23 protein-coding genes and 1 tRNA gene are annotated in these 19228 nt (G+C 42.8%); 15 read left to right on the top strand and 9 right to left on the bottom strand.

Features of this window, described 5'->3' with window-relative positions:
- Positions 1 to 48 precede the first annotated feature (48 nt).
- The 6 genes from BLQ81_RS09330 to BLQ81_RS09305 all read left to right on the top strand — a co-directional run bounded on the left by BLQ81_RS09330 (position 49) and on the right by BLQ81_RS09305 (position 2906).
- On the top strand, positions 49 to 342 hold the full coding sequence (locus BLQ81_RS09330; protein ID WP_092729685.1) for an ATP-dependent Clp protease adaptor ClpS: 294 nt from the start codon (positions 49 to 51) through the stop codon (positions 340 to 342).
- Positions 343 to 353: 11 nt separating this feature from the next.
- Positions 354 to 962: a recombination mediator RecR gene (recR, locus tag BLQ81_RS09325; protein ID WP_092729684.1), complete on the top strand. Its 609-nt coding sequence runs from the start codon at positions 354 to 356 to the stop codon at positions 960 to 962.
- Positions 963 to 1110: 148 nt separating this feature from the next.
- Positions 1111 to 1184 (top strand) — tRNA-Ala (locus BLQ81_RS09320).
- 50 nt (positions 1185 to 1234) lie between these two features.
- Positions 1235 to 1486 carry a GIY-YIG nuclease family protein gene (locus BLQ81_RS09315; RefSeq protein ID WP_092729683.1) on the top strand — a complete coding sequence of 84 codons (252 nt, stop codon included), beginning with the start codon at positions 1235 to 1237 and terminating at the stop codon, positions 1484 to 1486.
- Between the two features lie 118 nt (positions 1487 to 1604).
- On the top strand, positions 1605 to 2030 hold the full coding sequence (locus tag BLQ81_RS09310; RefSeq protein ID WP_139183604.1) for a hypothetical protein: 426 nt from the start codon (positions 1605 to 1607) through the stop codon (positions 2028 to 2030).
- A gap of 51 nt (positions 2031 to 2081) precedes the next feature.
- Entirely contained in the window at positions 2082 to 2906 is an 825-nt protein-coding gene (locus tag BLQ81_RS09305; protein ID WP_092729681.1) for a Cof-type HAD-IIB family hydrolase, read from the top strand.
- Between the two features lie 23 nt (positions 2907 to 2929).
- On the opposite strand, the gene BLQ81_RS09300 is transcribed toward BLQ81_RS09305, so the two are convergent.
- The gene (locus BLQ81_RS09300; RefSeq protein WP_092729680.1) at positions 2930 to 3607 is read right to left on the bottom strand and encodes a DUF2461 domain-containing protein; all 678 of its coding nucleotides are present in this window, start codon (positions 3605 to 3607) and stop codon (positions 2930 to 2932) included.
- 168 nt (positions 3608 to 3775) lie between these two features.
- On the opposite strand from BLQ81_RS09300, the gene BLQ81_RS09295 reads away from it, so the two are divergent.
- Positions 3776 to 4042 carry a DUF6364 family protein gene (locus tag BLQ81_RS09295; protein WP_092729679.1) on the top strand — a complete coding sequence of 89 codons (267 nt, stop codon included), beginning with the start codon at positions 3776 to 3778 and terminating at the stop codon, positions 4040 to 4042.
- A complete protein-coding gene (locus BLQ81_RS09290; RefSeq protein ID WP_092729678.1) occupies positions 4032 to 4451 on the top strand; it encodes a type II toxin-antitoxin system VapC family toxin in 420 nt (139 codons plus the stop codon). The genes BLQ81_RS09295 and BLQ81_RS09290 overlap by 11 nt, the downstream gene beginning before the upstream one ends.
- On the opposite strand, the gene BLQ81_RS09285 is transcribed toward BLQ81_RS09290, so the two are convergent.
- Positions 4444 to 5739, bottom strand: a complete 1296-nt coding sequence (locus BLQ81_RS09285; protein ID WP_092729677.1) for a UDP-N-acetylmuramoyl-tripeptide--D-alanyl-D-alanine ligase — start codon at positions 5737 to 5739, stop codon at positions 4444 to 4446. The genes BLQ81_RS09290 and BLQ81_RS09285 overlap by 8 nt on opposite strands.
- Positions 5740 to 5831: 92 nt before the next feature.
- Between BLQ81_RS09285 and BLQ81_RS09280 the strand changes: the two genes are divergently transcribed.
- The gene (locus BLQ81_RS09280; protein ID WP_092729676.1) at positions 5832 to 7916 is read left to right on the top strand and encodes a T9SS type A sorting domain-containing protein; all 2085 of its coding nucleotides are present in this window, start codon (positions 5832 to 5834) and stop codon (positions 7914 to 7916) included.
- Between the two features lie 68 nt (positions 7917 to 7984).
- Here BLQ81_RS09280 and BLQ81_RS09275 read toward each other — a convergent pair whose 3' ends face one another.
- On the bottom strand, positions 7985 to 8233 hold the full coding sequence (locus BLQ81_RS09275; RefSeq protein ID WP_092729675.1) for a type II toxin-antitoxin system ParD family antitoxin: 249 nt from the start codon (positions 8231 to 8233) through the stop codon (positions 7985 to 7987).
- A 266-nt stretch (positions 8234 to 8499) separates the two neighbouring features.
- Here BLQ81_RS09275 and BLQ81_RS22235 point away from each other — a divergent pair, with 266 nt between their 5' ends.
- From BLQ81_RS22235 to BLQ81_RS09260, 4 genes are all read left to right on the top strand, one after another.
- A complete protein-coding gene (locus BLQ81_RS22235) occupies positions 8500 to 8913 on the top strand; it encodes a hypothetical protein (RefSeq protein ID WP_175454199.1) in 414 nt (137 codons plus the stop codon).
- Positions 8883 to 9050, top strand: coding sequence for a hypothetical protein (locus BLQ81_RS09270; RefSeq protein WP_245693225.1), 168 nt, complete (start codon positions 8883 to 8885; stop codon positions 9048 to 9050). Before BLQ81_RS22235 ends, BLQ81_RS09270 begins: the two co-directional genes overlap by 31 nt.
- Positions 9043 to 9873 carry a TonB-dependent receptor gene (locus tag BLQ81_RS09265; protein WP_092729673.1) on the top strand — a complete coding sequence of 277 codons (831 nt, stop codon included), beginning with the start codon at positions 9043 to 9045 and terminating at the stop codon, positions 9871 to 9873. Before BLQ81_RS09270 ends, BLQ81_RS09265 begins: the two co-directional genes overlap by 8 nt.
- A gap of 219 nt (positions 9874 to 10092) precedes the next feature.
- Positions 10093 to 11799 (top strand): amidohydrolase, encoded by a 1707-nt coding sequence (locus BLQ81_RS09260; protein ID WP_092729672.1) that lies wholly within the window; start codon positions 10093 to 10095, stop codon positions 11797 to 11799.
- A gap of 290 nt (positions 11800 to 12089) precedes the next feature.
- Here BLQ81_RS09260 and BLQ81_RS09255 read toward each other — a convergent pair whose 3' ends face one another.
- The 5 genes from BLQ81_RS09255 to BLQ81_RS09235 all read right to left on the bottom strand — a co-directional run bounded on the left by BLQ81_RS09255 (position 12090) and on the right by BLQ81_RS09235 (position 16331).
- Positions 12090 to 13166 carry a DUF3810 domain-containing protein gene (locus tag BLQ81_RS09255; RefSeq protein ID WP_092729671.1) on the bottom strand — a complete coding sequence of 359 codons (1077 nt, stop codon included), beginning with the start codon at positions 13164 to 13166 and terminating at the stop codon, positions 12090 to 12092.
- A gap of 12 nt (positions 13167 to 13178) precedes the next feature.
- Complete coding sequence (locus BLQ81_RS09250) at positions 13179 to 13760, bottom strand: NifU family protein (protein WP_092729670.1); 582 nt, start codon at positions 13758 to 13760, stop codon at positions 13179 to 13181.
- A 73-nt stretch (positions 13761 to 13833) separates the two neighbouring features.
- Positions 13834 to 14577 carry a ThuA domain-containing protein gene (locus tag BLQ81_RS09245; protein WP_092729669.1) on the bottom strand — a complete coding sequence of 248 codons (744 nt, stop codon included), beginning with the start codon at positions 14575 to 14577 and terminating at the stop codon, positions 13834 to 13836.
- Between the two features lie 243 nt (positions 14578 to 14820).
- Positions 14821 to 15570, bottom strand: coding sequence for a M15 family metallopeptidase (locus BLQ81_RS09240; protein WP_092729668.1), 750 nt, complete (start codon positions 15568 to 15570; stop codon positions 14821 to 14823).
- The gene (locus tag BLQ81_RS09235; RefSeq protein ID WP_092729753.1) at positions 15570 to 16331 is read right to left on the bottom strand and encodes an SDR family NAD(P)-dependent oxidoreductase; all 762 of its coding nucleotides are present in this window, start codon (positions 16329 to 16331) and stop codon (positions 15570 to 15572) included. Before BLQ81_RS09235 ends, BLQ81_RS09240 begins: the two co-directional genes overlap by 1 nt.
- 579 nt (positions 16332 to 16910) lie before the next feature.
- On the opposite strand from BLQ81_RS09235, the gene BLQ81_RS21975 reads away from it, so the two are divergent.
- Together BLQ81_RS21975 and BLQ81_RS09230 are read left to right on the top strand one after the other, a co-directional pair.
- Entirely contained in the window at positions 16911 to 17105 is a 195-nt protein-coding gene (locus BLQ81_RS21975; protein ID WP_139183603.1) for a hypothetical protein, read from the top strand.
- Between the two features lie 59 nt (positions 17106 to 17164).
- A complete protein-coding gene (locus tag BLQ81_RS09230; RefSeq protein ID WP_175454200.1) occupies positions 17165 to 18310 on the top strand; it encodes a DUF4221 family protein in 1146 nt (381 codons plus the stop codon).
- A gap of 189 nt (positions 18311 to 18499) precedes the next feature.
- Here BLQ81_RS09230 and BLQ81_RS09225 read toward each other — a convergent pair whose 3' ends face one another.
- Positions 18500 to 19165 carry a heme exporter protein CcmB gene (locus tag BLQ81_RS09225; RefSeq protein WP_092729752.1) on the bottom strand — a complete coding sequence of 222 codons (666 nt, stop codon included), beginning with the start codon at positions 19163 to 19165 and terminating at the stop codon, positions 18500 to 18502.
- Positions 19166 to 19228: the final 63 nt, after the last annotated feature.

Here is a 19228-nt window from a genome sequence, read left to right as displayed (position 1 = left end):
GGAATTCAGGTATCGCGCTAAGTTGTCTATTATTCTTAATTTTGCAAAATGAATCATTTAAGCAGCACCCTTCCCTACATCCAAGAGTCGGAAATTCTATTGGAGGAATTGCTGGATCAGGAGGAATTGGATCTGGTAGTTTTCAATGATGATGTCAATACATTCGAGCATGTCATCAATATTCTGATGAAAGTATGTAAACATTCTCATGAGCAAGCTGAGCAATGTACCCTTGTGATCCATTATAAAGGAAAGTGCGCTGTCAAAAAAGGGTCGAAAGAAGAATTGAAGCCCATGTGTGAGGCTATTCTTGATGCTGGGATTCAAGCAGCTATCTCATAAACTGAAATTCCTTGAACTTCCCCTCCAAATTAATTGAAGACGCGGTAACAGAGATCTCTCGCTTGCCCGGTATTGGCAAAAAAACAGCGCTTCGGCTTGCCTTACATCTTCTCAAGCAAAACGAAGTGGTGACAGAAGCTTTGGCACTCTCCATCACCAAAATGAGGTCGGAAATCCACTATTGCAAAACCTGCCATAATATCTCGGATGATGTGGAATGCAGCATCTGCAAAAGCCATCGAAGAGACCGGACGACCATATGCGTTGTGGAAGATATCCGAGACGTGTTAGCCATCGAAAATACCAACCAATATCAGGGACTTTATCATGTATTGGGAGGAGTGATCTCCCCAATTCAAGGAATCGGACCGGAAGAACTTAAAATTGAAACCCTCATCGAGCGAGTCATGCTTGGAGATGTTTCAGAAATTATTTTGGCACTTTCGGCCACTATGGAGGGAGATACCACCTCATTTTACTTGGGTAAGCGGCTAAAAGAAACCGGTGTGAAAGTTAGTACCATCGCAAGAGGAATACCTGTTGGCGGGGAATTGGAGTTTACCGATGAAGTTACGCTAGGAAGAAGTATCCTGACTCGGATAAATTACGGAAACGAGTAAAGATTTATTTGCGAGGAAGGATTACCGTTCTATATTTGCACTCCGTTAGGGGGATTAGCTCAGTTGGCTAGAGCATCACGATAGCAATCGGGAGGGTTCCCGCAATTCTTCGGGACAGGCTAGCGGTTCGAATACGAGAAAGATAAAAGGGGGATTAGCTCAGTTGGCTAGAGCACTACGCTGGCAGTGTAGGGGTCATCGGTTCGAATCCGATATTCTCCACTAGGGCAAGTTTTTAACTTGCCTTTTTTAATTTCTAGCTACATTGGGTTATGTATTTCGTCTACATACTTTTTAGCTCCAAAACGAACAAATTCTACATTGGATCAACCGATAAGTTAGAGAGCAGATTACAACACCACAATTCCGGTTCCACAACTTCTACCAAAACAGGTACTCCACTTTGGGAAGTCAAATACACAGAAAAATTAGCTGACAGAACTTCTGCATTGAAACGGGAGCTTGAAATCAAAAAGAAAAAGAGCCGAAAATACCTTGAATGGTTGATAAGCTCTATTGACTAGCGAGTCCCGCTAGCTAGCGGAAAGGTTTCCGAAATCTGAAAGGCCTTCTCAATATCTTTGGAGAATTTAATTTTTCTATTTTTTCAGGGAATGGTTAAATTTCAAAAAATTGAAATTAATGCTATTTGCCAGATCATTCCTTTTCCTTACAGTTTTGTTATCACTCGGATCCTGCTCCTGCGAACCAGAGGACATAGCTCGGCTGGCTTTAAGCGGTATGGAAAATCTAATGGGCAAAGGATTTATCCCTTCTGAGGAAATCAGGGCTTTGGGTAAGTTTCAGGGAATGAGCGTAAACCTAAGCCAGTCAACTGTCGAAGATTCGACTGAGTCTACCATTTATTTAAAATTGGAAAACGGAGATCCGGCCATCTTAGGATATCAACCTGAAATTTTAGCTCGAAAATGTGCTGAAATCTACCTCAGAGATTTTGTAAAATCTGCCAACTATCAAAAAATCACGGTTCAATTTATCCTGTCTGATCCTTCAAATCCAGAAAATATCGCCATGCAGGAGTACACATTTGACATCGCTGATTTCTAGGTCAACTTCATTTAGTTTTTTTCTTTTCTCCACCGACTCCGAGACAATTCAATGAACATCAGAGCAATTTGTTCCGATATCGATGGAACACTTCTTAATTCCGAACGGGACCTTTCTCCCAGGCTGAAATCGGTAATCAGCCAATTTCCAAAGGAATTTCCGCTGATCTTGGCAAGTTCCCGAATGCCGGATGCGATGCGTCATTTGCTTAGGGATTTGGGCAGACCTATTGAGCCGCTCATTGCCTACAATGGCGGATTTGTCTTGGACAAAGCAGGAAACGTAATGGATTCAGTCGAAATTCCGATAAATCTTGTCGCCAAGATTTTGGAAATGACCCGGAAAACTGAAATCCACGTCAGCCTCTACCATGGCGAAAACTGGTACGAGTCAAAAGAAGATTACTGGGCAAAGCGTGAGGCACAAAACACCAAAGTAAACCCAACTTGGATGGCATCTGAAGCCGTTTTGGATTTATGGGCCAAGGGCAACAAAGGCGCACACAAAGTCATGGTCATGGGGGATTCCAATGAAATCAGCTGGCTTTTCGGAGAATTACATCTTGCACATTCTTCAGATTTACATTTGTACCGATCCAAAGACACTTACATCGAGATCGCGCCGCGAAAAATTTCCAAAGCAACTGCATTAAAGTTGGTTCTGGAAAACCGCTATGATTTCAGTATGGATGAGGTGATCGCCTTTGGGGACAATTACAACGACATCGACCTAATTCAGAGCGTAGGCTGGGGAGTTGCTGTCCAAAATGCGAGACCAGAAGTCAAGGCAGTTGCAAAAGAAGTCACCCTTCACCACAAGGAAGGCGGGGTAGCTGCCACACTGGAGCGAATTAGAGGATTGAGATTTAAGATTTGAGATTTGAAATCAAATACCCGAAATCACAAAACCCCCGATCCGTCCTCAACCTCTTCGATTGCTTGTCTTAAATAATCATTAAAGGGCTTCATTCGCTGAAATCCATCCAAGGCAAAGGTGATAAAGGCCCCGGATTCCACTGCTTTGTCCGAAATCTGATGAGATACTGTAAAGCTTTTTAATTTGAGATACTCGATAAATTGATGATCTGCATCGTAATCTCTCGGGCTTGTTTTTAGCTTTTCACCCTCAATCTGGCTGAACAATTTTTTGAAGTCAGGATCATTTTCAATCCGCTGAAGTTCTGCTCCACTGTAGTCAATTTCTTTTCGGATTTTCTTCAAAGTATCTGCTTCAGGCATCCAGATGCCTCCGGCAAGAAATGAATTTCCGGGTTGGATCTGCAGGTAATATCCCGGACCCGGAGACTTTTTCCCACCGGGAGAAAAATAGGCTCCGAAGTTGGTCTTGTAGGGATCCTTATTTGCCGAAAAGCGAACATCTCTGTTTTGTCGAAAGACACAATCTTTAGGCTTGAAAGCAGAAAGCTCCGGCTCCAATTCAGTCATTTCCTTCAGCAAAACTGCCACATCTTCCAGAAATCGCTCTTTGGTCTCCAGATACCATTTTTTATTGGAATCCATCCAATCTTTATGGTTGTTTTGAGCTAAGGCAGTGAGGAAATCGAGGTAGGGGCGCATGAAGAAAGGTTGAAAGGTAAAGTTAGAAATCTAAAAGCAAAAATCTTGAGGATTAACCAATGGAACCTCCTTGGGGTTTAGAACTTAAGAAATTACTTCTCAGTATTTCAACAGTTTAGAACTTTTGTCTAACTTACACGTGTTAAATTTCAAAAAGCTACACGTATCATGAATACGAAATTAACCTTGACACTCGAAAAAGAGGTAATTGAAAAAGCTAAAGAATTTGCAGCCCGTCAGGGACAGAGTCTTTCTTCATTGGTGGAAAATTACTTCAAGCTACTGACTTTTGAGAAAAAAGAAGACCCCAAGAAAAAAAACAGAAAGCCGCTTCCAGAAAGCTTCTTAAAATTGAAAGGATGCCTTAAGCATGAAGGAGAGTTTGATTATAAGGAAGAACTGACCAAGGCTTTGGAAGAAAAATATGGTCTCTAGTTTCTTTCTAGATTCAGATGTGATTCTTGATTTTCTACTAGATAGGAATCCATTTAATTTCTCTGCTGATGAGATTTTTGAAAAAGGTTATAATAGGAACATTCAGATTTTCTTTTCTTCCCTGACTGTTGCCAACATCCATTATCTCCTTCGGAAACAATATGGAAATGATGGTGCTCTAAATAAAATCGCAGAATTGTTAAGTTTCTGTCAAATCCTCCCGGTAACGGAAAAGGAAATCTTCGACGCAATAAAAAGCGGATTTTCTGATTTTGAATACGCAATACAATATTTTACCGCGATTCAAAATTCGGATATAAAAGGCATCATAACCCGAAATCTATCAGATTATAAGAAGTCCAAAATCCCTGTTTTTTCACCTGAAAGCTTCCTTTCTACTTTCAAATAAAATCCACCAATCCCTCCAATTTCATCCCCCGACTTCCTTTAATCAAAATCAGATAATCCTCCAGCTTACTGTCTTCCAGCCAGTTTCGGAGAGAAAAAGGATCAGGAAAATACAAGGCTTTAGGTGCTTTTTCCAATGCTGACACGATCAGCTTACCAGTAAAGCAAACTTTATCAATCTGGTATTCACTCACAATCTCTCCTAGCCTGCGATGCTCAGCTTCGGCATGCTCGCCAAGCTCAAACATATCTCCGAGAATGATCATTTTGTGCGTTTTCCCGGTCATCTGCCCAAAAGTTCGGATGGCTACTTCCATACTCGATGGATTGGCATTGTAAGCATCAAGAATAATTAGGTTGCTACGCTTTTCCAATAATTGGGAACGCATGTTTTCGGGTTTGTAGTTGACAATTCCTGCAACCGCTTTTTCCATCTCCACTCCAAAAAACTTTCCAATAGTTAGCGCATTGGCAATATTTCCAAAGTTATACGCGCCAATCATGGAAGTAAGATACTCGCCTTCTACTCCCTCTACCGAAAACTTCACAAATGGATCCGCACCAAGAAAATTCACTTCGCAGAAGTCACCTTTAGCCGGATAAAGCACCGGATTTTCAAAACGCCTGGCCATGTTGGACAAAATCGGATCCTGAGAATTGATGAAAACCGTGCCCTTGGTCTCTCTCAAATGCTGAAAAAGTTCGGTTTTGGTTTTAAGCACGCCTTCGGGACCACCCATTCCTTCGAGGTGGGCTTTGCCAATATTGGTAATGAAGCCATGAGTAGGCTCAGCAATATCACAAAGTTCTTTAATATCGCCCTGCTTGTTGGCCCCCATTTCAACGATCGCGATTTCAGCATCTTTTCCAATAGAAAGTAATGTCAATGGCACGCCGATATGATTGTTGAGATTCCCAACAGTCGCCACCGTTTTAAATTTCTCTTTCAAAACGGCATTCAAAAGTTCTTTGGAAGTCGTCTTTCCGTTTGAACCGGTCAATCCTATAATGGGAATCTGCAACTGATGCCGATGGTGATTGGCAAGCTTTTGCAAGGTCATCAGCACATCTTCGCAGATAAAATACCGCTCATCATCCTCCACCCAGTACTTGGGATCATCGATCACTACGACCGAGGCACCCATTTCCAGTGCTTTCGGCGCAAACTCGTTCGCATTGAAGTTTGGCCCTTTCAGTGCAAAAAAAAGATTGCCCGGACCGATTCTTCGGGTGTCAGTACTGACTCCGGTACTTTTGAGATATAGCTCGTAGAGGATGGAAAGATTCATCTTTGGAAAGAATTAATTCCCAAAATAACGCAATCGTTCACATCTTTGGGGAAGCTCTTTCGTTTTATTTTAGAGTTTGAATTTTCCTCTTCATGCAAAAAACGATTCTTACACTTTTCGCCCTGATCAGCTTTCAAGTATTTCCTCAGACCGTTTTTGAATTTGATCAGGAAAAATCACTTCGAATAGATGGACAAAACGTGCCCATTCCCTTTTCACAGGGCATCAACTCAGCTCAGATTCAAACTGTTGACCTCACAGGAGATGGCAAAGAAGAATGGGTGGTCTGGGACATCAACGCGCGGACGCTTCAAGTCTTTGCAAAAAACGGAGAAGCCTTCGCCCTCCTTCCCGAACTTGCCTACTTTTTCCCAACTGACATCAATGGTTTTTTTGTCTTGGCAGACTTTGACAAAGACGGAAAAAAAGACCTCTTTACATCCACTCCCCTTGGAATCAAAGCTTACCGAAATACTTCTCAAGGCACACAAATCTCTTGGACAGTCGCTCAAAATTTCCTCCGCCTCGATGGAGCCAATAATATTCCCGCCAACAATCTGGACATTCCACTACTTCAGGACCTGGATGGCGACGGGGATTTGGACCTGGTAATATTCAATTTTGCTCAGGGAGACTTTCTGGAGTATTTCAAAAATACCTCCATGGAGCGAAAGGGAAGTCCCGATATCGATGGATTTGCCTCTTCGGTGGATTTTTGGGGGAATTTTGTGTTTTGCGGCTGTGATACCATGTCTTTTGGGAAGCGATGCGACGGGAGACCGATTAATTTCCGTGTCGATGTCGGTGAAAATAACCGCATCCAGCACGCCGGGGGCCACAGCATTCTTTACCGGGATTTCACGGGAGATGGCATCGCTGATTTGATCCTGGGCCGAGACGAATGCAGCACACTTTACTACCTGCAAAACTTCGGAACCAATGATGCACCGCTGTTTACCGGATTTTCCAAAGCGCTTCCGGGATTCGGGGCACTACCTGAATTTCCGATCTTTCATGCGGGACAGCTGATTGATGAGGAATTGGTGATCTCTCTGAATACCAACGAAACGGCTGCCCCTTTCCGGATCGACTTTGCCAATTCGGTAGTGAAATTGACAAGAAATACGGGCCCAGTAAGTCCTGTACTGCAAAATCAACTTTTTGACCTGGGAGAAAATACACGACCCTATTTCAAAGGAAATGTTTTTGCAGGCGAACTTTGGCTTACTGCCAATGCCAAATCCGGAGAAAATATCATCGGTCAAGCCTTCAGAATGAGTTATTCCGGCAATCAGTTTAATCTCCTGAACTCCGATTATCTCACTGCCTCCTCCCTTAATTTACTTGAACTCCAACTTTTGGAATATGGAAGTGTAAAAAACCAGTCCTATCTTTTGGCTTCTGGAGTCAGAACTTCCAATGGCATTCCCTCACAGGTATTGCTTCGAAATGAGGGTGGAAATTGGACGGAATTCTCCATGTCGGGGCTTTCACTTCGGGTTAGGGATCAGCTCACATTTTTCCCCTATCAAGGAAAAGATCTTCTTTTAGTCGCTTCGCAAAATGGAAGTTTGACCTTGTATGAAGTGGATTTAGAAGCTAAATCTGCTACACTCAAAACTGCCAATTTCCTTGGGTACCAAGACAATCCTGCCAATCGAAATCTCAGTGTGGCTGTACGAATTCAGGAGAAACCGGATTTGTATGCAGTGGATCAGACAGGAAGAATTTTTCTGATCAAAGACATGATGAACTCAGACGTTCGGGAGGAAGTGTTGGTGAAAATCGGGGATCAAAATCTGCCTTTCCGGCAAGGAAGAAATACTTGGATTTCGGTAGTCAATCCGGGTTTTGATGATCAGATTGATTTGATTTTGGGAAGTCGTGGCGGAGGAATCACATACCTGAAATCAGTTAAATCCGACTCATCTGGTGGCAGTGAACTTCTGGTCAAAACCTATCCCAATCCGACCTCAGGATCGTTCAAGGTCATTTCCAATACTGCAGCAAAAGCTCGTTTGATCAGCTCTTTGGGACAGGTTTTACTGGAAGAAATAACGGTACCTGCAAATAGAGAAATTGAAATCCAAGCTCAAACGCTTCAGCCTGGCGTTTACTTCTTGCAATTGGAAACTGAGGATCGTAAAGTGGTAGTGAAAAAAGTGCTGGTGAGGTAAATATTATTTCCCGCAGATGAGCGCTGAAAAAGTCGCGGATTTGCACAGATTTTTCAGTTAAAAAATAGCTAGGCATTTCTTTTTTTAACTTTCAAGGATTCAAGATGTTTTTCAGGATCAAAATCTTTTGCAACCCCACTTTCTATTCCTTCTTGAACCGCATTTTTAAGAACAAGAATTTTTTTTTCCTCCTCCTCAAGCAAGCGTAAGCCCGCACGAATGACCTCGCTGGCACTCGAAAATCTTCCTTCCGAGACTTTACTGTCCACGAAACTTTCAAAGTAATCTCCCAATGAAACTGATGTGTTGCATCCCATTTTTTCTTTTTTCTCTAAGTTACCAAAAATTGGTAGTCCAAACTAGTTCTGCTTTCTGACTTTCGATTTCTGCCTTCTTTCTACTTATAGTGATCGAAATTTTCTATGAACCTGCCATCCACCCGAGTAAAATCCATTGAATCCCCTCACAGAACACCAAAGGCACTAAGAAAAAACCAAAAGAAGGATCAGTTTAATTATTAAAAATTAGTGAAAAACTTGACTATTTAAAAGTCAATTTTTAAGTTTAATGAAAATTCAATTTTATGAAGAAGTTATTTTTACTTTACCTATTATTCTTCTTCGCATTAGAAGGTATTTCACAGAGCTGCGGGGACGATGGATTTTGGAAAGTTGGAAGCCAATTTGGCACCGAACGACTTTCGTCCAATTGTGGAGATTTTATCTGCCATGGATTTGCAGCCGCCTATTGGGAAGATGGATTTACCCAAGGTTCCTCCTTGAATTCTATTAATCCCGGAATCGTAAATGTAAAAACATCCTACACCTCATCTGCTGGTTTTACAGACAGATATTATTTTCAACACTCAAATAAATATATCCAAGTTTGCGGTCAAAGCCTCTCGAATGTGGATGTAATAACCCAAGTAGTTCTACCATCAGCATTAATAGCGACTATAAGGAATCCATGGATTTGGAGATCATTCCTCTATCTATGAGCAGTAAAATTCTTGAATTTAAGATCACTGCTGATGAAAAAGTGGACATTCAAAATCTTCCAAAGGGAGAATACCTCGTCAGAATAAGAATAGGTGAGGATATAGTTTTGGAATCTAGATTGATGAAAAATGAATAAGGTTTTTATATTAATACTATCCCTCTCATTACTGAATTCAGAAGCTTTTTCTCAAACAAAAATCTTCGAAAAAATCGAATTAGGTTTTTCCGGAGGATTGGCTGTACCAGTTGGTCATTTTAAAGAAATTTCTATAGCTCCATCCTTAGAACCTGTCCCACCGGGCTCTATTCCTGAGAGATTTCAGGGATTTCTCAAAAATGAAGGAGGGCAAGCAGAATTGGGCTACAGCCTAGGACTAAACCTGACCTATCATCTCACTCCTTCGGTTTTTATAAGCCTAAATTATCTTAAAACTCAGCATACCATAGATACCCATCCACAACAAATCTATTACGACGCCAATTTTAAATCCGAAATCGATTTAAATGGAGTCCCATTTGAAGTTCCGGGAAGATTGGAAAGTGACCCTTATCGCGCTAGTCTTTTTTACATAGGAGTAGGGTATCGTTTGCCTATTAATCGCCTGGAAGTTCGGTTTACTGGATTAGCAGGGATGAATAACCTGGAGTTTCCTTTTTATTCCTGGACCTATCAGATCTCCGAGACCACGTCTATTCCTCTAAGGCCATTTCCTGTTAACGGGCCTGTACCGACTAATCTCAGGGAATTTGCTTATGGATTAGAAACCAAACTGACCTACTCACTATCTCAAAAGCTCAATATGAACCTTGCAGCCACCTATCTTCGTTCTGACCATCCTCATGACTATTGGACCAATACCCTTGCCGCATCCATCTTGTATGAAATTCAGGATGAAATTCGATATAGAAATCTAGCAGTTCAATTTGGCATTTCTTATCGTTTTACAGGAAAGGAATAAGAAGGATCGAATTAAATGAGTGATTCTCAATTGCTCAATAGAAGAACCTCTGGCTTATTGTTACGCGAAGGAATTTTAAAACGAATGTTGAGGCTAAAAGCCAATACTATTTAGGGGAGGGCATTTTTTAATCTTCTAACTTTAGTTGCCTACTTTCCAAATAATCCCATTTGCTCACATCCCTTAAAACATCTAGCTTCGGTTTAGAATTATAAATCCATGAAGAACATCTACCACCTCCTTTTCCTGGCGATTTTTGCCTGGGCTTGCAAATCCGGCCCTGAAAATCCCGCCGACCAAGTCTTTATCAATGGAATCGTCTATACTGTGGACGAAGCCAATCCCAAAGCTGAAGCTGTCGCTGTAAAAGACGGACTGATCCTTGCCGTCGGCAGCACTGAAGAAATTCAAGCCTATGTAGGCGAGTCCACTGAAGTGATCGACTTGCAAGGCAAAACCATGACTCCCGGGTTCATCGAATCACACGCTCACCTTATGGGAATCGGCTACAACAAGCTGGAAATCGACCTGATGTATGTCAAAACCTATGACGAATTGATCGAAAAAATAGCTGAAGCAGCTGCCAAAGCCCAGCCGGGGGACTGGATCACCGGTCGGGGATGGCATCAGGACAAGTGGCTGCAAATGCCGGATAAAACCGTCAAAGGCTTCCAAACTCACGATGCCCTAAGTGCTGTCACACCCAATAATCCTGTGTACTTGGCTCATGCTTCCGGACATGCTTCGTTTGTCAACAAAAAAGCGATGGAACTCGCCGGCATCACGCCTTTGCGCAGCGAAAAACCTACTCAAGAAGTCGAAGGAGGGGAAGTGCTCCGCGACGAGCTGGGAAATCCCACAGGAGTTTTGGTGGAAAGAGCATCTTCTTTGGTAAGTAAATTGATCCCAAAAGAAACTCCAGAGCGGGCCGAGGAAGCCCTGACTTTGGCACTGAAAGAACTCGCGGAGAAGGGGATCACGTCATTCCATGATGCCGGTTCGGGTCAGGATGTGATTGATCTTTTGCAAAAATTCAAAACCGAAGGCAAACTTACAGCCCGTCAGTATGTGATGCTGACAGGTCGTCAACCGGAACTTTTGGAAGCGTGGTACAAGAAAGGTCCAATGATCGACCCAGATCATTTTGTGACCGTACGATCCATAAAACTCAATTGCGACGGCGCCTTGGGGCCTTGGGGGGCTTGGTTGCTGGAGGATTATTCCGACAAACCGGGACACCGAGGTCATGAGACTTTGCCGATGTCTGTCGTAACGGAGGTTTCTGAAAAAGCACTTCCCCTCGGTTTCCAAGTTTGTGCACATGCCATAGGTGACCGTGCCAATCAGGAGATTTTGGACCGATTTGAGGCAGCTTTGGCCAAGAATCCCGAAGCGAAAGATCACCGGTTCCGCATCGAGCATGCCCAGCATCTGCATCCGGATGATATTCCGAGATTTGGTCAGTTGGGTGTAATTGCAGCAATGCAGGCGATTCATTTGAGTTCGGATCGGCCTTGGGCAATTGATCGCTTGGGAGAAAAGCGCATAATCGACGGTGCTTATGTATGGCAGACGCTGATGCAAACGGGTGCTGTAGTCACCAACGGAACCGATGCCCCAGTCGAGCCCGTGGATCCGATTCCCTCTTTCTTTGCTTCCGTTACCCGCAAAACCCTTCAGGGACTTCCCGAAGGCGGCTACGAGGCCGAGCAAAAGATGACCCGTGTCCAAGCGCTTAAGTCTTACACCTTGGACGGTGCCTATGCAGAGTTTGAGGAAGATTTTAAGGGCTCGATCGTTGTGGGAAAAGCCGCTGACTTCACCGTCTTTGACAAAGACATCATGGAAATCCCTGAAAATGAGATCCTCAATGCGAAAGTGGAGATGACTGTGGTGGGGGGAAAGGTAGTGTTCAGTAGGCAGTAAACTCCGCTCGCAGTGGGCAGTCACAGTAGGTAGTTGCGACACTGTGAGGCACGAAGCAGTCTTAATCTAAGGTTAGAGCGCTAAAGTCAGATAGTTTACCTACAGTAGTTAGGCTGAAAGTATCATAGACCTGTCAGGATTCGAAATCCTGACAGGTCTTGTTTTTTATAATATCCCCCACTAATTGTCGAGGGGCAAGATTCCCGGTCTTCTGCATTTTTTTTAACCAAGCCAATCGGTAAAATCTTAGGCTGGATCAATTATTTTCTAACTAGTTAGAAACAGATGAATTAATCCTCCAAATTCATTCTTTTTCGCCAGGAATACGCAAGCATGGGAAGTTGCTGATAGGAATTGACGCCTGCTTTCACCCCCTGACTTTTCAGAAAAATATCATTTGACTTTTGGCTCAATTCAAGAGAATAAGCCTTAATCGCCTGACTGGATTCCCGGAGGGCATTCAGGTCATTTCGGATCCCCACAGGAAGTCTACTTACCCACTCCTTGTATTCATTCGGTGTCATCCTATAGAGATCCCGCATCTGATATTGTAAGAGCCGAATGTGTCCGGAATAGCGGAGAATTGGGTCTTCCGAATTGGTACAGATCACCCAGGCGATAAAGTTGGCCTCCCCTTCATCTGTAACCCCATAGCTGTGGGCCATTTCATGTGCCACGGTAAAGGGCTGCTCCAGGGGATGAAGGGTTGGGTCGATGTAACTTTCCCCTGTGAAAGGAAAATAAATCCCTAAAATGCCCATTTTACGCATGAATCCCGGCGGGGGAAACAGCTTCGTCCTGGGTTTTCCTGTGAAATTCAGCCCTAATATTTCCAGATTTTCATACATATTAGCCCGCACCAATCGCTCCAAATCAGGATAATCCATAATTGAATTGATAGCCAAACTATCGCTGGAAATTCTGGCCCGATACTGAATCGTTAGCCTTCGGGTAATTTCGATCTCCGACTTTAATTGCTCGAGATTGAGTGCTTTTGGATTCAGTGAAAGCTGTTTGAATATTGGTGTTCGATGATAATTGAAACCCCAAAGCACCAGAAAGAAAAACACCAAAGCACCCAGTCCATTTGTCAGGGCTTGCAGGGTGTACATTGATTTTGCTTTCCAGCCTGCTCTCTTTAAAAATCTGAAGATGAATAATCCGATTACAAAAAATACTGTAGCAATAAAAAGGTAAACACTGGGAAAAGGCAAATTCCCGAGAGTCAGGTCAATGACATTTCTGATTCCGGGAAAAAATATCCTGGAATAAATCTCATCTGTTGCCTCCGGATTTTGAATCGCGAAATAGCGGATGACCAGAGCAACAACACCTAGTATAGCCCAGGACCAATCCCTTTTTCCCATGAATTGTTAGAATTAAATACCTTCTGCCTGCACTTCCTTAACCTCAGGAAGCATTCGGGTCAACAGGTTTTGAATACCGGCTTTGAGTGTTACGGTACTGCTTGGGCATCCTGAACAGGAGCCTTGAAGCTGCACTTTGACGATACCGTCCTCAAAAGAATGGAATACTATGGCACCACCGTCCTGCTCCACCGCGGGCCGGATGTACTCGTCGAGAATTCCTTTGATTTTTTTGACGACTTCAGAGTCATTTTCATCAAATAGCGGATCTTTTTCAAAACTCGCGGTTACAGCCTTTTGGCCTGACTCTAAATACTGCTTAATATGATCCCGGATAATAGTTTGGATTTCCATCCACTCCACCGTCTCAGTTTTTGTAACCGTAACAAAGTTAGAAGCGATGAACACCCGCTGTACGGCAGCAAAGTTGAAAAGTTCACGGGCAAGCTGACTGTTTTGGGCGCTTTCGGCATCCGGGTAATCAAAACTTACACCATCCTCCACCAGCATGAAGTTGGCGACAAACTTGAGTGAATTTGGATTGGGATTGGCCTCCATGTAGAGGTGTACGGGTCGGGCTTGAGCTTTCAGCATGGGAATGAAGTTATAATAAGGTACAAACCAAAAAAGGCCTCGGAAGTTCCGAAGCCTCTAAATTTTGGAAAAATCACTTCGGCAGATGTCCTTTGGCGGCATACCAAATTCCACCATATAAATGCTTAAGGAAATCTGCATCCAAAAATGCGGACTCAACATGTCCAAGTGCTGTGTAAAATACTCTTCCTCCGTCAAACTCATGATACCAAGCCATCGGGTGATTGGCCCCCATCGCCTTTGCTGGTTCGTAGGTTGTTTCGTCAGCGTTGATTAAGACTTTGATGTTTGGATTAACATTTCTGAATTCATACAATTCGTCTGTCCAAAGCCAGTTTTTTGGAAGATGCCAAGTAGATGGGTGATTTTGATCTACAACTTGAAGTCGAAGAGTCTGCTGTCTCGGATGCGCCAAGAAATAAGCACCAATCATCTGATTGTACCAAGGCCATTCGTATTCCGTATCCGTGGCAGAATGGATTCCTACCACACCCTTTCCGCTCCGGACAAATTTCTGAAAAGCGGCTTTCTGCGCATCATTGAAGATTGTTCCAGTAGTACTCATCAGGATGATGACATCATACTTGGCCAAATTTTCATCCGTGAAATGGTTGGCATCTTCAGTAGTGTAGACATTGAAGACATGGGTTTGACCCAGTTTTTTCAAAGCAGCAACACCCTCCGGAATGGATTGATGACGAAAGCCTGCCGTCTTGGAGAAAACCAGGGCTCTGATGTTTGGATTTTGCTGCGCAAAAGCTCCTAAAGCGAAAGTGAATACCAGCGCAAGGGTAAGAAATGTGGGTTTGAGATTCATAGGTTTTGGGTTAATGGTTATTGGTTATTGGTAATTGATCATTGTCCATTGGTAATTGATCATTGACCATTGAGTTATTGGTTTATTCAAAAATTGAAAATTGAATTTGATTATTGGTCATTGATTATTGGTCATTGATCATTGGTAATTGATCATTGTCCATTGGTAATTGATCATTGGTCATTGTCCATTGGTAATTGACCATTGTTTCAGTCTTGATACTTGCGTCTTAATACTAACGTCTTATTTTATAAGCTTAAATTTCTCTCCAGCTTGCTTCCGTGAAAATGCATTGAAATGCCACCATTCGCTACCGATTCCTGTAAAGCCTGCCCCGATCATCACTTTTCTGAGGATTTCCCGGTTGGAAACATGGGTTTTGGTGATTTTTCCCTCTGCAAGCATCTGTTTTTCCCGATCAGGATAGGCAGGATACCCAAAGTAATCATAGGCCGTACCCATATCCAAAGGCTTACCAGATTCCTTATCGAAAATGGTCAGATCCACCGCAACACCATAATTGTGCAAGCCACCGATTTTGGGATCAGCCACATAGAGTGGCTTAATGCTGTCCGGTTTGTCCAAATCATCCCAGAGAATCTGTTGCACGCTCAAAGGGCGCACCCCATCATAAACCAATAAGGTCAAATTGGGATAATCCCGCTGCAAACTCTCCTGTGCCTTTCTGAGCATCTCAGCTACCACAGGCTGGAGGTAGCATCGCACATGGTCTTCGTAAACATCTTTTCCGAAAAAATTATCTTCGGTAGAATACTTCAATTCCACTCGAACCCCTGGAATGACGGTTTCAATATCTACCAAACCCTGAGCGATCAATGTTTTCTCCAACTCTGGTAGCTCCGCCTGTTCAATCACCTCCAGTGGAGATTCGATCGCTTCGCGTTGCTGTTCCGTGAACAATTCCTGGTCACTTTTCTGAGGAGGAGCGCAGGCAAAACTTAAACCCAGAATTAAGGCAATGGATTTGCGCATCACACTAGATTTTTCTTGACCAAAGTAGCGGAAGCCTGAGCAGTCGGCAGCACCACAATATCCGCCAAGACCACGTGAGCAGGTCGATTCACCACAAACTCAACTATCTCCGCAATATCTTGAGCATAAAGTGGTTCGAAGCCTTTATAAATCGATTCGGCACGGGTTTCATCTCCCTTAAAGCGCACCAAAGAAAACTCCGTCTCCACCAGACCCGGATGAATTCCGATTACTTTGATCCCGAAAGGATTCAAATCGATCCGCATGCCTTTGGTGATCGCATCCACAGCAAACTTGGAACCGCAATAGACATTTCCATTAGGGTAAACTTCCTTGCCGGCGATGGAGCCAATATTGATAATCATCCCCGAATTGCGCTCAGTCATGCCGGGAATGATCGCTTTGGACACATAGAGTAATCCCTTCACATTGATATCCATCATCGCATCCCAATCGTCCAGGCTGCCAGTTTGAATTGGATCCATACCGTGGGCATTTCCGGCATTGTTGATCAGAATATCTACCGCTGACCAGTCTGAGGGGAGATTTCCGAGGATTTCACCGACTTTTTCACGCTCACGCACATCAAAAACTAGGGGCAAAAAGCGAATTCCAGATTCCAATTCCTTTGCTAACTCATCCAGTCTATCAGCTCTTCGGCCGGTTCCGATGATATCAAAACCCATTTTGGCAAGGGTCAACGCACAGGCTTTTCCGATCCCGGACGTAGCTCCGGTGATCAGGGCGATTTTGTTTTTCATATGATCATAATGTTTTTTCAGCGGCCATATGGAATCTCGCATTTGGATATTCCCCAGTGTGAGAAGATATCGTAATTCTCGATTTCATGAGCTAAATATAAAATTGAAAGATTGGAAAATTGAAAAATTGGAAAATTACTGTCACTCTGAGCGGAGTCGAAGAGTTGAAAAATAGGAAGATTGGAAAATTACTGTCAGTCTGAGCACCTGCCTCGCGAAGGGAGGGAGTCGAAGAGTTGAAAAATTAGGTTTGGGAAGTTGGTAAGTGGAAAGGTTGCAAAGTTGATAGGTTGCAAAGTGCGCACCACCCAGATCAAAGGATTTTTTTCACTACCATCAACTTCACACTATTCATATTTCCCACAGAAACTAAATTAAATCCATTCAAACCAAATATTGGGAGGGGGTGTAAGTTTTATTTTAAACTTGAAATTCAGTTAATACTTTTCAACTATATTTAATGTTTAACTTTTAAAAACAAATTTTATGAAATCAAGCATGACCCTTCGGTGTCACACAGAGGGATGATTATCAAACATGCGAAGATTCCATATGGCCGCTTAAAACTATTATAAACATATGAAAAACAAGATGAAATCTCTTTTGGCTGCATGTGGCCTAGTTGTAGTTTTCTTTGGATCGACAGCAGTTGTTTCAGCCCAGGCTGCAAATTGGTGTAAGTGGGATGAGCGAAACATGGAATGTAATTGGACTGCAAACGATGGTTTATGTGCTGTTTCGGGAACAAATTGTGATGTTCCTGTAGTCGAGTAAATTTTAATTTTCCATCCCTTTCTCTTTTGTTATTGAAAGGGATGGTATTATTCCTTCTTATGAATAGATCTCCATTTATACTCTTAATTGCATTACTTTTTTCATGTTCCCAACCAAAGGTTCTTTCTGAAAATCCGCTCGACTACATATCAGATACTACTACAATAGAAATCGACAGAAAAACAGAGCCATTTACAAGAGCTATTCAGTTGCTTGGCGGTAAATTATACTGGTGGAATTCAGACAGGGAAACCATCGGAGTTTTTGACTTAAAATCCAAAAAGTTAATCAACACGATTAAACTAGAGCGTGAAGGACCGAATGGTATGGGGCGGCCTTTGGGATTTTTTGTTCACACCCCTGATAGCATTTATATCCCCACGATGGTGTATGAAGTGAAACTTCTCAATAGCTCAGGGAAAATCATCGGCAACTTTGATTACAATGAATTATCTCCTCTTGGCATGACCCTCGCTTCTATGACGAGATATTCAAATATGTTTTTTGAATTTGACGATCAATTGATTGCTCAGCTTTCGACCTTGAGCATGCTAAAGCCAAATCAACTCGATGAATCAGTTCTGAATCAATATCCCCCTCTTCTAGCTTTAAATTATTCTTCCGGAACGCTAAGTGCCTTACCACATACCCTAACAAAAACAGTTATCGAAAAGAATAATAAAATTACTTTTTCGGGGACGAATTCCTCTAAATCAATTTTTTTACTTCACGCATTTAGTGATATCATGTATGAGATTGAGCCACAAAAAACAAAAATAAAAGAGCATATTCTAAAGACTAACTTCACCAAAAATTATTCAAACGAGTATTTTTTACGGGACAAAAATTCCTTTTCTATTGAAGATAACATGAGGGCGCTTTACAAAAATGCTGAGAATTTCGGATTGACTTATGACCCTCATCGTGAGCTACTCTACAGGTTTGGCTGGCCGGGGGAAGAGATTCCCGAAAATACAGACCCAATGCAGTTCAGTGCTACTCCTCCTTATTTTGTGCTTAGCATTTATGATGGTGGAAACTTTGAGTTACTGGGTGAGTTCCCAATGCCTCGCAATTCATATTATGCGCACTGCTACTTCGTTGATGAAAAAGGACTAAATCTCTTCCCAATGCACCCGGATAATCCTGAATTCAATGAGAATGAAATGGTGATTCATACCTTTGATTTTAGCGAGTTGAAGTGAGAATTGTAAGATTTGAAGATTGAAAAATTGGAAAATTACTGTCACACTGAGGACCTGCCTCACAAAGGAGGGAGTTGAAGGATAGAAAAGTTGAAAAGTTGGAAGATTGCAAAGTCGCCAAATGGGATACTTCAAGCTTGAAACTTCTTTGCACCTCGTACTTCGTATTTCAAACCTCGTACTTCCCTATCAGCTTCTCCACAGATAAGGAAACAAAATATACGCTGTCACACCCACAATCGCATTGATGGCCAAAAGGCTGAGCAGCTTATCCGCACTTACACTCCAATCCAGCCCGTCTAGGGCATTTTTGGAAATCCGAATCGCCATCAGCAGAATTGGAATAATCACCGGGAAACTCAAAATCGCCATCAGTGTTGCGTTATTTCCAGCTTTGGATGCAATCCCACTCACCATGGTCAAACTGGCAGAAAATCCCACTGATCCCAAAATCAGATTGGTCAGAAACAATCCTTGATCCTGAACGGGATTTCCCAATATCACTGAAAACACTCCGTAGCCAAGCAAGGCCAAAATCAAGGTCAATCCGGTGTTATAGATGATTTTTGAAAGAATAATCGACTCAGGCGAGGCGATCATGTAGTAATAAAGTTGTCTGCCTTGATGCTCCTGCACAAAGCTCTTGGCAACGGCATTGACTGCCGAAAAAAGAATAATGATCCAGTACAGCGCATTCCAGGTGGGGATGGAAAGGTTCCCCATCTTGGCACCTACGCTGAGATAAGTGATAAAAACCGCCGAAACCACATACAATAAAATCCCATTCAAGGCGTATTTCTGACGCCATTCCAGCGTGATTTCCTTATGGATCAGGACGGAGATTTCTTTCCACATGGCCCAAAGGTAAAAATTGGCCTTCAAAGATTTGCCACAAAGGCACAAAGGCGCTAAAAAGTT

Origin of the sequence: Algoriphagus alkaliphilus, assembly GCF_900103735.1 — a bacterium.
Taxonomy (GTDB): Bacteria; Bacteroidota; Bacteroidia; order Cytophagales; family Cyclobacteriaceae; genus Algoriphagus; species Algoriphagus alkaliphilus.
The sequence above is the reverse complement of the archived record's forward strand: the minus strand, read 5'-3'. Positions and strand labels throughout refer to the sequence as shown.